The sequence below is a fragment of the uncultured Romboutsia sp. genome (assembly GCF_958366745.1).
In the GTDB taxonomy this organism is placed as follows: Bacteria; Bacillota; Clostridia; order Peptostreptococcales; family Peptostreptococcaceae; genus Romboutsia; species Romboutsia timonensis.
In genome coordinates this window covers 51,292-64,826 of record NZ_CATXCO010000001.1, presented here as the reverse complement: position 1 = coordinate 64,826, position 13,535 = coordinate 51,292, and the positions used below count along the sequence as shown (strand labels likewise).

11 protein-coding genes are annotated in these 13,535 nt (G+C 29.2%); 9 read left to right on the top strand and 2 right to left on the bottom strand.

Annotated elements, in window-relative coordinates; all coding sequences use genetic code 11:
• On the bottom strand, positions 1–251 hold a 251-nt coding region (locus Q5F54_RS00295; RefSeq protein WP_302333860.1), incomplete at its 3' end, for an amino acid permease.
• 310 nt (positions 252–561) lie between these two features.
• Here Q5F54_RS00295 and ligA point away from each other — a divergent pair.
• From ligA to Q5F54_RS00250, 9 genes are all read left to right on the top strand, one after another.
• On the top strand, positions 562–2,583 hold the full coding sequence (ligA, locus tag Q5F54_RS00290; protein ID WP_281538362.1) for an NAD-dependent DNA ligase LigA: 2,022 nt from the start codon (positions 562–564) through the stop codon (positions 2,581–2,583).
• Positions 2,584–2,805: 222 nt separating this feature from the next.
• Positions 2,806–4,155: a ribonuclease PH gene (gene rph, locus Q5F54_RS00285; RefSeq protein WP_302333859.1), complete on the top strand. Its 1,350-nt coding sequence runs from the start codon at positions 2,806–2,808 to the stop codon at positions 4,153–4,155.
• Complete coding sequence (locus Q5F54_RS00280; protein WP_071119111.1) at positions 4,155–4,625, top strand: metallophosphoesterase; 471 nt, start codon at positions 4,155–4,157, stop codon at positions 4,623–4,625. The genes rph and Q5F54_RS00280 overlap by 1 nt, the downstream gene beginning before the upstream one ends.
• A gap of 124 nt (positions 4,626–4,749) precedes the next feature.
• Positions 4,750–6,036 (top strand): trigger factor, encoded by a 1,287-nt coding sequence (tig, locus tag Q5F54_RS00275; protein WP_288525530.1) that lies wholly within the window; start codon positions 4,750–4,752, stop codon positions 6,034–6,036.
• A gap of 70 nt (positions 6,037–6,106) precedes the next feature.
• Positions 6,107–6,691 carry an ATP-dependent Clp endopeptidase proteolytic subunit ClpP gene (clpP, locus tag Q5F54_RS00270; RefSeq protein ID WP_071119113.1) on the top strand — a complete coding sequence of 195 codons (585 nt, stop codon included), beginning with the start codon at positions 6,107–6,109 and terminating at the stop codon, positions 6,689–6,691.
• Positions 6,692–6,710: 19 nt separating this feature from the next.
• Positions 6,711–7,958 carry an ATP-dependent Clp protease ATP-binding subunit ClpX gene (gene clpX / locus Q5F54_RS00265; RefSeq protein ID WP_071119114.1) on the top strand — a complete coding sequence of 416 codons (1,248 nt, stop codon included), beginning with the start codon at positions 6,711–6,713 and terminating at the stop codon, positions 7,956–7,958.
• A 279-nt stretch (positions 7,959–8,237) separates the two neighbouring features.
• Entirely contained in the window at positions 8,238–10,592 is a 2,355-nt protein-coding gene (gene lon / locus Q5F54_RS00260) for an endopeptidase La (RefSeq protein WP_071119115.1), read from the top strand.
• A complete protein-coding gene (gene yihA / locus Q5F54_RS00255; protein ID WP_071119116.1) occupies positions 10,592–11,203 on the top strand; it encodes a ribosome biogenesis GTP-binding protein YihA/YsxC in 612 nt (203 codons plus the stop codon). The genes lon and yihA overlap by 1 nt, the downstream gene beginning before the upstream one ends.
• Positions 11,204–11,452: 249 nt before the next feature.
• Entirely contained in the window at positions 11,453–12,808 is a 1,356-nt protein-coding gene (locus tag Q5F54_RS00250) for an APC family permease (protein WP_302333858.1), read from the top strand.
• Between the two features lie 49 nt (positions 12,809–12,857).
• Here Q5F54_RS00250 and Q5F54_RS00245 read toward each other — a convergent pair whose 3' ends face one another.
• Complete coding sequence (locus tag Q5F54_RS00245; RefSeq protein ID WP_071119118.1) at positions 12,858–13,379, bottom strand: GNAT family N-acetyltransferase; 522 nt, start codon at positions 13,377–13,379, stop codon at positions 12,858–12,860.
• Between the last annotated feature and the right edge of the window lie 156 nt (positions 13,380–13,535).

Sequence of the window (13,535 nt, the reverse complement as noted above, 5' to 3'; positions counted from 1 at the left end):
ATTTCTTCTATATATACCATCATTCCACCTGTTTTAGGTATTGCAGCTGAAACTTCTGCTGCAGTAAGTCCAGCAGCTATTGTTACTATACCTGCTAAAACCCATACTAACATTCCAAGTCCTGGTGCACCACCAGTTAAAGTGTAAACAGCTTGAGGTTTAAAGAATACTCCACCACCGATAACCATACCAACAACAGTTGATAAAGCAGCAGCAACACCTAAGCTTTTTTCAAGTTGCTTGTTCTCCATTTTTAGATTCCTTTCTTCTGTTAAAATTTTAGTTATAATAAGTACATTAACTATTATAACGCTTTCCAGATAAATTTCAATACTTTTTTCTGTATTTTACGACAAAAAAACACATCAAAAAAATATTTTGCTAAAAATAATAAGTTAACAATAAGTTAAAGTAGCTTTTAAACTATAGTTTTAAAAGTTTTTAAAACTATGAAATGTAAAAAATTTCTACAAATATAAATCTATAATGATATACTAAAAATATAATAAAACAATGAAATGGCAATACTAAAAGAGATTTATAACTAAGAGGTGATATAGGATGAATATAGAAAAAATAATAAATGAATTAATAGATAAAATAAACTATCATAACGAAAAATACTACAATGAAGATAGTCCAGAAATATCAGATATGGAATATGATAATTTAGTAAAAGAGTTAATTAGGTTAGAAGAAGAAAATCCACAATTTAAGAGGATCGATTCTCCAAGCAATAGAGTTGGAGGAAAGCCATTAGAAAAATTTAATCAAATAACACATAAAATACCAATGTTAAGTTTATCTAATGCATATTCTGATTCAGACTTGAAAGACTTTGATAAAAGAGTAAAAGATATGGTAAATGAAGATGTCGAATATGTAGTTGAATTTAAGATAGATGGCTTATCAGTAGGTATTACATACGATAATGGAGAATTTCAATATGGAGCAACTAGAGGTAATGGGGTTATAGGAGAGGATATATCTAAAAACTTAATGACTATTAAAAGTATACCTCTTAAAATAAATGACAATGATGAGATAGTTGTAAGAGGAGAAGTATACATATCAAAGGAAGATTTTAAAAAGGTAAATGAGCAACAAGAAGAACAAGAACTTCAAGTATTTGCAAATCCAAGAAATTTAGCAGCAGGATCTCTTAGACAATTAGATCCAAAGTTAACAGCTAAAAGACCTTTAGATATATTTATATTCAACTTAGAGTATTCACAAAATAATCAATTTAAAAGCCATAGTGAGTCTCTAGAATTTTTAAATGGATTAGGATTTTCTGTAAGTCCAAATTATAAGGTATGTAAGAATATAGACGAGGTAATAGAACATATTGAATATTGGACAGAAAATAGAGATAAGTTAGCATTTGAGATAGATGGAATGGTAATAAAAGTAAATAACTTAAAGCAAAGAGAGTCGATGGGATACACAGCAAAAAGTCCAAGATGGGCTATTGCATATAAATTCCCAGCAGAAAAGAAAAAAACAAAAATAATAGATATTATAGTAGAAGTAGGAAGAACGGGAACAATAACTCCTACAGCTGTTTTAGAGCCTGTAAGATTAGCTGGAACAAGTGTAAGTAGAGCTACATTACACAATGAAGATTATATAAAGGAAAAAGATATAAGAATTAATGATACAGTGTTAGTTCAAAAGGCTGGAGATATAATACCTCAAGTACTTGAAGTTGTAAAAGAAGAACGTACAGGTGAAGAAGTAGAGTTTAATATGCCAGATAAATGTCCGGTTTGTTCAGAGCCAACAGTAAGGATAGAAGGTGAAGCTGCTGTAAAATGTATAAATATATCTTGTCCAGCTCAAATAAGAAGAGGAATAATACACTTTGCGTCTAGAGATGCTATGAATATAGATGGGCTAGGAGAGTCTATAATAAGTTTATTATTAAATGAAAATATAATAAATGATATATCAGACTTATATAAGATAAAGAAAGAAGATATAGTAAGTTTAGAAAGAATGGGTGAAAAATCAGCTACTAATCTTATAAATGCAATTAATAAATCAAAAGAAAATGATTTATGGAGATTAATTAATGGATTAGGTATAAAATTTATAGGAACAAAGGGAGCAAAAATACTTGCTAATAGTTATAAAGATTTAGATAAAATAATGAATGCTACAGCAAGTGAACTTGTAAATTTAGAAGAGTTCGGTGAGACTATGGCAAATAGTGTAGTTGAATTCTTTAAAGAAGACAAAAATATAAAAGTAGTAGAAAAATTAAAAGAATATGGACTAAATACTAAAGCTATAGAAAGTGAAAATGATGATATAAATAAAGTATTTGAAGGTATGAAAATTGTTTTAACTGGTACACTTCCTACATTAAAAAGAAATGATGCAAAAGAGATGATAGAGTCAAGAGGTGGAAAGTCAACATCAAGTGTGAGTAAGTCAACTACTTTTGTACTGGCTGGAGAAGAAGCAGGATCAAAATTAACAAAGGCCAATGAACTAGGGATAAAGGTAATAGATGAAGACACATTTATAGAACTTTGTAAATTATCATCTAAAGAAGATGTAGAAAGTAGACTTATATAGTATTTAGAAAATATATATAGGTTAAACTCGAAATATTAAGGATATTAAAAATAGATATATATGCTTAAATATGGAAAAATCCTAACTACTTATGATAATATTATAACTATAATGTTAATTAAATTTATAAAGTAGTTATATAAAAATATATAAAGTTAATATATAAAAATATATAAAGTTAATATATAAAAGTATTAGATGAATTTAAGTGAGGTATTATAAATGGCAAGAATTGATAACAGAAAGAATGATCAAATTAGAGATATAAAAATTACTAGAAATTATACAAAGTACGCAGAAGGATCTGTACTTATAGAAATGGGATCAACAAAGGTTATATGTACAGCATCTATTGAAGATAAAGTACCTCCATTTTTAAGAAATACGGGAACAGGTTGGATAAATGCTGAATATTCAATGCTTCCAAGATCAACGCATCAAAGGAAAGTAAGGGAATCATCAAGAGGGAAAGTTGATGGTAGAACACAAGAGATACAAAGATTAATTGGTAGAGCAATAAGATCCGTAGTAGATTTAAGTAAAATAGGGGAAAGAACTATATGGGTAGACTGCGATGTAATACAAGCGGATGGAGGAACAAGAACTGCCTCTATAACAGGAGCTTTTGTAGCTGTAGTAGATGCTATAAATAAGTTACATAAATCAAAAGCAATAAAACATATGCCAATAACAAACTTTGTATCGGCAATAAGTGTTGGTATAGTTGAAAAAGAACACTTACTTGACTTATGCTACGAGGAAGATTCAAATGCACAAGTAGATATGAACGTAATAATGACTGATAAAGGTGAATTTGTTGAAGTTCAAGGTACAGGAGAGGAAAGACCATTTTCTAGAGAAGATTTAAATAAATTATTAGAACTTGGAGAAAAAGGGAATAAAGAATTAATAAAAGCTCAAAGAGAAGCATTAGGTGAAATAGCAGATGAAATACTTGGAGTAGAATATGGAGATGAAGTAGTTATAGCTACGAATAATGCTCACAAGTTGGAAGAAATAGGGGATATATTAAGTGACCTAGATTATAAAATATACTCTCTAAAAGACGTAAACTTAGATGGAATTGAAATTGTTGAAGATGGAAAAACTTTTGAACATAATGCATTAATAAAGGCTAGAACAATAGCTAAGAAAACTAATATGATAGCAATATCAGATGATTCAGGTTTAGAAGTTGATGCTATAGGAAAAAAACCAGGAATATACTCTGCTAGATTTGCAGGAGAGAATGCTACTGATGAAGAAAATAGACAAAAGCTAATTAAGTCTTTAAAAAATATACCAATGAGCCAAAGAAGTGCAAGATTTGTATCTGCTATAGCGGTTGTTTTCCCTGATGGAAAAGAATTTGTAGTAAGAGGGACTTGCGAAGGAAATATAGGATTTGAAGAAAAAGGCAAAAATGGATTTGGGTATGATTCATTATTTATAGTTGATGGATATAATAAGACATTTGCAGAGATACCTTCTTCTGTTAAAAATGCTATAAGCCATAGAGCTAATGCTTTAAAACTAATGAAGATAGAGTTTAAAAAAAGGGTAGGTAAGTAATGAAAATAGGTATACTAAGTGATACACATATGATTAAGGAGTGTATTGACAAAACGATACCCTACTTAAAAGATTGTGATTTAATAATACATGCAGGAGATAACTTCTCCGACTCTAAGTATATACATAATATGACTAAAGTCGGAATTATGGCAGTAAAGGGTAATTGTGATTTTGATAATGTAGAAGATGAACTTATATTTGATATAGAAGATAAAGTAATATTTTTATGTCATGGTGATAAATATAATGTAAAGTATGGCCTTGATGAAATAGAAGCTAAGGCTAAAAGTATAGATGCTGACATTGTTATATTTGGTCATACACATACTCCACTAAACTTTAAGAAAGATAATATTATATATCTAAATCCTGGAAGTGTATCTTTACCAAGGGGAGTAGATTATAAAAGTTTTTCTATAATGAACCTTGAAAATGACAATATAAAAATAGAGCAAATAAGATTATAGAAACTATTGAATTGTCTATGTTTATGAAATTAACCCAACACTTGTAAATAAAAAAACTTATGTGCTATAATTAAAGAGTTAAGCTATATAAATCATTACATAACAATATAGGAGGAATAAACTAATGAAAGCAGAATTAGTAAAAAAGGAAGGTAACAAGGTTACTTTAAAAATAACTGTAGATAATAATAAATTTGAAGAAGCAGTAAATAAAGCATATAACAAAACTAAAGGTAAATATAATATACCAGGATTCAGAAAAGGTAAAGCTCCAAAAGTAGTTATAGAAACTCAATATGGAAAGGGAGTATTCTACAACGATGCTATAGATATGTTATTCCCAGAAGTATATCCAGAGGCTATAAAAGAATTAAACATAGATCCAATAGATAGACCAGACTTAGACATAGAAGAAATAAGCAAAGATAACGGATTAGTTATGGTTGTAAATGTTGAAGTTAAGCCAGAATTCGAATTAGGAGCTTACAAAGGTATAGAAATATCTAAAGTAGACAATACTGTAAGTGAAGAAGATGTAGAAGCAAGATTAAACGAAATGGTAAACAGAAATGCTAGATTAACATCTGTTGAAGATAAAGCTTTAGAAAATGGAGATACAGCTGTTATAGACTTCGAAGGATTTAAAAATGGAGTAGCTTTCGAAGGTGGAAAAGGTGAAAACTACAACTTAGTTATAGGTTCAAATACTTTCATACCAGGATTTGAAGATCAATTAGTTGGTAAAAAAGCTGGAGAAGAAGTAGAAGTTAACGTTACTTTCCCAGAAGCTTACCATGCAGAAAACTTAGCTGGAAAGCCAGTAGTATTCAATGTTAAAGTAAATGATGTAAAGGTTAAAGAAGTTCCAGCTTTAGATGATGAATTCGCTAAAGATACTACTGAATTCGAAACTTTAGCAGAGTTAAGAGCTGACGTAAAAGCTAAGTTAGAAGAACAAGCTAAAAATGCAGCAGATGCTGAAATGAGAAATGCTTTAGTTGAAAAAGTTTCTGCAAATACAGAAGTAGAAGTACCAGAAGCTATGGTTCAACATCAAATAGACAATATGTTAATGGAACTTAACTACCAATTACAATACCAAGGATTAAACTTAGAACAGTTATTACAAATGACTGGAAGAGGTTTAGATGAGTTAAGAGAAGAAAGAAGAGCTGATGCAGAAAGATTAGTTAAATCTTCTTTAGTATTAGAAGCTATAGCTGAAAAAGAAAATGTAGAAGCAAATGATGCAGATGTAGATGATGAATTAGAAAAAATGGCTGCTATGTACAACATGGAAGTTGAAAAAATAAAATCTTCATTAAGAGAAACTGATATAGAAGATATAAAAGGTCAAATAAAAATAAGAAAAACACTAGACTTATTAGTTGAAAATGCAACAATAGCTTAATCTTACAGTAGCCTTTTAGGCTACTGTAAATTATATATAGAATAAATAAGAGATTTAGGGGGTATAGCAGATGGCATTAGTACCTGTAGTTGTTGAGCAAACAGGAAGAGGAGAAAGATCTTACGATATATATTCAAAACTTTTAAAGGATAGAATTATATTTTTAGGTGATGAAGTAAATGATGCTACAGCTGGACTTATAGTAGCACAGTTATTATTTTTAGAATCAGAAGACCCAGATAAAGATATACATTTATATATAAACTCACCAGGAGGAAGTATAACAGCAGGTATGGCTATTTATGATACTATGCAATACATTAAACCTGATGTAAGTACTATATGTATAGGAATGGCAGCATCTATGGGAGCATTCTTATTAGCAGCAGGAGCAAAAGGTAAAAGACTTGCTTTACCAAACAGCGAAATAATGATACACCAACCTTTAGGTGGAACAAGAGGTCAGGCGACTGATATAGAAATACATGCTAAAAGAATCTTAAAGATGAAAGATACTTTAAATCAAATACTATCAGAAAGAACAGGTCAACCATTAGAAAAAATTCAAATGGATACTGAGCGTGATAACTTCATGTCATCAATTGAAGCTAAAGAATATGGTTTAATAGATGAAGTAATTACAAATAGACCGTAGATAGAAAGAGGTGCTTAATATGTCAAAAAATGAAGACAAAAGACAGTTAAAATGTTCATTCTGCGGCAAGAACCAAGAACAAGTCAAAAGGTTAATTGCGGGTCCAAATGTTTATATATGCGATGAGTGTGTTGAACTTTGCGATGAGATAATACAAGAAGAAATAGAGGAAGTAGTTGAAGAGGATACTGCATCTTTACCTAAGCCAAAGGAAATGATGGAGATATTAAATGATTATGTTATAGGGCAAGATAAAGCTAAAAAAGCATTGTCAGTAGCTGTGTATAATCATTATAAGAGAATCTACAACAAAAAAGCTAGCACTAAGGATATAGAGATACAAAAGAGTAATATATTATTATTAGGTCCAACTGGTTCAGGTAAAACTTTATTAGCTCAAACTCTAGCAAAAACATTAAATGTACCTTTTGCTATGGCAGACGCTACATCATTAACAGAAGCTGGATACGTGGGAGAAGATGTTGAAAATATTCTTTTAAAACTTATTCAAGCTGCTGATTTTGATATAGAAAAAGCTGAAAGAGGAATAATATATATAGATGAGATAGATAAAATTGCTAGAAAATCAGAAAATCCATCAATAACAAGAGATGTTAGTGGAGAAGGTGTTCAGCAAGCTCTACTAAAGATATTAGAAGGAACTGTTGCTAATGTTCCACCTCAAGGTGGAAGAAAACATCCACATCAAGAATTCTTAAAAATAGATACTACTAATGTATTATTTATATTAGGTGGAGCTTTTGATGGAATAGAAAAAATAATCCAAAAACGTGGTGGTGAGAAAACACTTGGTTTTGGAGCTAAAATAGAGAGCAAAAAAGACATAGATTTAGGAAAAATATATGCACAAGTTCTTCCTGAAGATTTATTAAAGTTTGGTATAATACCAGAATTTATAGGAAGGATACCAGTTGTAGCAACATTAGACTTACTAGACGAAGAAGCATTAATGCAAATTCTTAAGGAGCCTAAAAATGCTTTAGTAAAACAATATCAAAAGTTATTAGAACTTGATGATGTTGAATTAGAATTTAGAGATGATGCTCTTAGAGCAATTGCTAAAAAGGCTATAGAAAGAAATACTGGTGCAAGAGGTCTTAGAAGTATAGTTGAAAATACTATGATGGAGTGTATGTATGAAGTACCTTCTAGAGATGATGTTAAAAAAGTTATAGTAACAAAAGAAGCAGTAGAAGGAACAGAACAACCTATTTTAGTATCTAAGGATGAAGAAGAATCTGCATAATAATTATTTAAAAACAGCCTAAAAATTAGGCTGTTTTTTATTATAATATAATTTAAAATAAATGACAAAATAGATATATATATACTATAAATAAGTCCCTTAAGTGCTTATTAATTTGTGTAAATTAAAATATAGTGTATAATAAATATTAAAGAGTTTATACATTATGAAATAAGGGCAAAATATATTATAGATTATTATTAATGTTGAAAATTAAGGATTGTAAATATATAATATATAAAGCAATAAAATCTAGCACTTTAATAAGGAGTGATATTGGTGGAACAGAATTATACTAAGATTGAACATGAATTACCGTTAATTCCACTTAGAGGATTAGCGATATTTCCATATATGATATTAAACTTTGATGTAGGTAGAGAAATTTCGTTAAAAGCTTTAGATGCTGGAGCTTTAAATGATGATTTAGTATTTTTAACTTCTCAAAAAGAAGCTGAGACAGATGAACCTACTACGGATGATTTCTATCATGTAGGAACAATATGTAAAATAAAACAAATGATTAAATTACCAGGAAATACAGTGCGTGTATTAGTAGAAGGTATTTCAAGAGGTAAAATAAAAGAAGTAGGAATGGATGAAGAAGAAGGCTACTTTAAAGCAATTATAGAAGAAGTTGCATATGATGCGGAAAATGCAGATGAAGATGCTGAGGTTGAAGCGTTTGTAAGAAATGTTTTTGATGCTTTTGAAGAGTACATAAATATAGGAAATAGAGTTTCTCCAGAAATATTAATATCTTTAGCAGATATAGATAATGTAGATCGTTTTATAGATACTATAGCTGCAAATATATACTTAAAACCAGATCAAAAGCAATCAATACTAGAAGAGTTTGATGTTAAGAAAAGATTAGAGTTAATATATACTATATTATTAGAAGAAATAGAAATATTAAAAATAGAAAAGAAAATAACTCTAAGAGTTAAAAAGCAAATGAATAAAGTTCAAAAGGAATATTATTTAAGAGAACAACTAAAGGCTATACAAAAAGAGTTAGGAGATGACGAAGATATAAACTCTGAGGCTGATGAATATAGAGAAAAGCTTAATAAAATAAAAGCTCCTAAGGAAACAAAAGAAAAAATAGCAAAAGAAATAAATAAATTCTCTAAAATATCTCCTATGTCGCCAGATGTTTCTGTTAGTAGAACATATTTAGACACAGTATTCTCATTACCTTGGAATAAAGAAACTAGAGATAAGATTGATTTAGAAAAAGCTAAAGAAATACTAGATGATGAACATTATGGTTTAGAAAAAGTTAAAGAAAGAATATTAGAATATTTAGCTATAAGAAAATTATCTAAATCATTAAAAAGTCCTATTATATGTTTAGTTGGACCTCCAGGTGTTGGTAAAACATCGATAGCTAAATCAATAGCAGATTCTTTAGGAAGAAAATTTGTAAGAATCTCTTTAGGTGGAGTTAGAGATGAAGCTGAAATAAGAGGACATAGAAGAACTTATGTTGGAGCAATACCAGGTAGAATAATAAATGGATTAAAAGAAGCTCAAACTAAAAATCCAGTATTTTTATTAGATGAAATAGATAAAATGTCTTCCGATTATAAAGGGGATCCAGCTTCTGCAATGCTAGAAGTATTAGATCCAGGGCAAAATAAGGACTTTGTAGATCATTATGTAGAAGTGCCTTTCGATTTATCTAAAATATTATTTGTTACTACTGCAAATAGTTTAAGTACTATACCGAGACCACTGTTAGATAGAATGGAAATAATAGAGGTATCTGGATATATAGAAGAGGAAAAACTAAATATAGTTAAAAAGTATTTACTTCCAAAGCAATTAAAAGAACATGCTTTAGAAGCAGATTTTATAAAAATGGATGATGAAGTTATAAGAGATATAATAGACTCATATACAAGAGAAGCTGGTGTAAGAAATTTAGAAAGAACTATAGGTAAAATATGCAGAAAAGTAGCTAAAAAATATGTAGAAAATCCTTCTTTAGAGGGTGTAGTTATTACTAAAGCGGACTTAGATGAATATTTAGGTAAAAATAGATATAGACATCAATTAGCCGGTACTAAACCAGAAGTTGGTATTGTAACAGGTCTTGCATGGACGGCTGTTGGTGGAGAAACTTTAACTGCAGAGGTTAATGTTTTAAAAGGAAAAGGACAAGTTGTTCTAACAGGTAAGTTAGGAACTGTTATGAAGGAATCTGCTCAAACTGGTATATCATACATAAGATCTATAGCAGATCGATTTGATATAGACCCTGATTTCTATACTAAAAATGATATACATATACATCTTCCAGAAGGTGCAGTACCAAAAGATGGACCATCAGCAGGTATAACTATGGCCTTAGCAGTGCTTTCAGCATTAACTAACATACCAGTAAGAAATAATGTTGCAATGACTGGAGAAATAACTTTAAGAGGAAGAGTATTAGCAGTTGGTGGTATAAAAGAAAAATTATTAGCTGCTCATAGAGCAGGAATAACAAAAGTATTACTTCCTAAAGAATGCGAAGCAGATTTAGAAGAAATACCTCAAAATGTAAAAGAACAAATGGAATTTGTGCTTGTTGAACATATGGATGAAGTGTTAGAACATGCATTATTAAGGAATGGTGAACAATAATGAAAATAAGAAGCTCGGAAATAACAATGAGTGCAATAAATAGATCTCAATATCCAGCTGATGGAATACCTGAAATAGCGTTAGTTGGAAGATCTAATGTAGGAAAATCATCTACAGTAAATACACTACTAAATAGAAGAAACTTTGCAAGAACAAGTCAAACTCCAGGTAAGACTAGAACTATAAACTTCTATCTTATAAATAAAGAATTTTTCTTTGTAGACCTTCCTGGTTATGGATATGCAAAAATAGCCAAGTCTGAAAAAGATAAATGGGGAGTTATAATGGAAAGATATTTACAAGATAGACCAGAATTATGTGCAATATTCTTACTTGTAGATATAAGACACGAGCCAACTAATGATGATGTTATGATGTATGAATGGATTAAACACTTTGGATATAACTGTGTTGTAATAGCGACTAAAGCAGATAAAATATCTAGAGGGCAGTATCAAAAGCACTTTAACATCATAAGAAAAAAATTACAATTAGAAAAAGATGAAAAAATAATACCTATATCTTCTTTAAAGAAAACTGGAGTGGAAGAAGTATGGGATGAAATAATAAGACAATATAGAGAACATGGTTATGAAATAACTGTAGATTAATAAAAAGAGTAGCAAATTGCTACTCTTTTTATTAATCTATATTATTTAATTATAAAATAGATATAAATTTTTTCATAAACTAGTCGTAAATAAAAATATAGAATAAGTAGTGATAAATTATAGCTAAGCTAAATTATTATAAATTTAAAAAGTCTATTAGGTATATTGAAAAATTATTGATATAATAGTAAAATATGAAAAAATGAGTTAATTAAAGAAATTTATATAAATATATAGGAGGTGTATTTAATGAATGAAAATTCAAATCAACAACTAAGAAAAACTATAGGTTTTAATGCAGCACTTTCTACAGTAGTTGGTATATTAATAGGCTCAGGTGTGTTTTTCAAACCACAAGCTATATATAGTGCAACTAATGGAGGGCCAGGTTTAGGACTTTTAGCATGGTTAATAGGTGGACTTATAACTATTGCAGCAGGACTTACTGCAGCAGAAGTATCAGCAAGTATAATAAAACCAGGTGGTTTAATGGTATATTTAGAAGAAATATATGGAGAACGAATAGGATTTTTAACAGGTTGGATGCAACTAATATTATTCGTACCAGCAATAGTTGCAGCACTAGGAATTATATTTGCCCAAGAATGTGTTAGCTTATTAGGTTTAAATAATGAATTAAATGTTATAGCTATTGCTATAGGAGTAATAGTTTTTATTGTTTCATTAAATTCATTAGGAGCAAAATTTGGTGGGGCAATTCAAACTGCGTCTACTATATGTAAATTATTACCTTTAGCGGTTATAATTATATTTGGATTAATAAAAGGTGACTCAGCAGCACCTATGATGACTCCTTTAGTAGGAGAAGGAGCTAATATTATATCAGTATTATCTCAGATTCTTATAGCAACTTTATTTGCATATGATGGATGGATATATGTTGGAGCATTAGCTGGAGAAATGAAAAATCCATCTAAGCATTTACCAATGGCTATTGTAGGTGGTATATCTTTAGTTATGGCAGTTTACCTTATAATAAACGTAGCGTACTTAAGAGTAGTACCAGCATCTGAGATGGCATTAGTAAGTGCACCAGCAACATTAGTTGCAAGTAAATTATTTGGTCCAGTAGGAGCAAAATTAATAAGTATCGGAATATTAATTTCTGTATTTGGAACATTAAATGGATTTATATTAACAGGAGGAAGAATTCCATATACAATGGCAAGTGAAAATAGAATACCTTTCTCTAATATATTTAGTAAATTAAATAATAATGGAGTACCATTAAATGGAACTTGGTTAATAGTAGGTTTATCAATTTTATACTCATTATCAGGTCAGTTTAATTTATTAACTGATTTAGCTATATTTGTTATATGGATATTCTATACGATGTTATTTGTCGGTGTTATGAAACTTAGAAAAACTAAACCACAAATGGAAAGACCTTATAAGGTTCCATTATATCCTATAATTCCTATAATTGCTATTGTAGGTGGTGTATTTGTAGTTGTAAGTACATTAATAACACAACCTAAGAATTCTATAGTAGGTTTAATAATAACGTTAATAGGATTACCTGTTTATGAATATATGAAGAAAAAGAACTCAAATCAAAATAATAATAAAGTATCAGCATAATAATAAGAGTACCGTATAATATTTTTATATTAGAGGTACTCTTTTAAAGTTAGTCTTTAAATATTGACATTATTATTTCATCGTAATATTTTCCATCTTTAAAAATTTCATTTTTTAATACACCTTCAACTGTAAATCCACATTTCTTATAAGATTTTATAGCTCTTTCATTAAATGAAAAAGTACTTAGTCTTATTTTATTTATATTCATATTATTAAATATAAAAGTTACTAAAGTTTTCATAGCATCAGTACCATATCCTTTACCCCAATAGTCTTTATCTCCAATCATTATTCCTACTAAAGCAACTCTAGATAACCAATTTACATTTTGTATCCCGCATCCACCAATATACTTACCTGTCTCTATATCTTCTATAGCAAAATTATATTGACCATTATCATTTGATTTCTGAGATTTTATCCAAGATTCTTCCTCCCAATTTGTCATAGGAAATGGGATATTTGTAACCAATAATTTTTTTAATTCTCTATCATTAACAAACTTAGTTGCTAGAGGAATATCTTCTTCTTTATAAGCCCTTAAACGAACTTTTTCTCCACAATACATATAATTCACCCCATATTCAAAATTTATATAATTGTATATGAGAGAAAAATAATAGTAAATAATATTAGAAAAATTTTATAAGTTATTTTTTTATTATAGATAAACAATTTAAAATGATTAATAAATATATAATAGGAGTAACAAATTGAGATTATA

Bases quoted from the DNA above. Each gene is read 5' to 3' on its own strand.
- rph (WP_302333859.1), top strand. From the start codon at position 2,806: ATGGCAAGAATTGATAACAGAAAGAATGATCAAATTAGAGATATAAAA.
- yihA (WP_071119116.1), top strand. From the start codon at position 10,592: ATGAAAATAAGAAGCTCGGAAATAACAATGAGTGCAATAAATAGATCT.
- tig (WP_288525530.1), top strand. From the start codon at position 4,750: ATGAAAGCAGAATTAGTAAAAAAGGAAGGTAACAAGGTTACTTTAAAA.
- Q5F54_RS00250 (WP_302333858.1), top strand. From the start codon at position 11,453: ATGAATGAAAATTCAAATCAACAACTAAGAAAAACTATAGGTTTTAAT.
- Q5F54_RS00280 (WP_071119111.1), top strand. From the start codon at position 4,155: ATGAAAATAGGTATACTAAGTGATACACATATGATTAAGGAGTGTATT.
- ligA (WP_281538362.1), top strand. From the start codon at position 562: ATGAATATAGAAAAAATAATAAATGAATTAATAGATAAAATAAACTAT.
- clpP (WP_071119113.1), top strand. From the start codon at position 6,107: ATGGCATTAGTACCTGTAGTTGTTGAGCAAACAGGAAGAGGAGAAAGA.
- clpX (WP_071119114.1), top strand. From the start codon at position 6,711: ATGTCAAAAAATGAAGACAAAAGACAGTTAAAATGTTCATTCTGCGGC.
- Q5F54_RS00245 (WP_071119118.1), bottom strand. From the start codon at position 13,379: ATGTATTGTGGAGAAAAAGTTCGTTTAAGGGCTTATAAAGAAGAAGAT.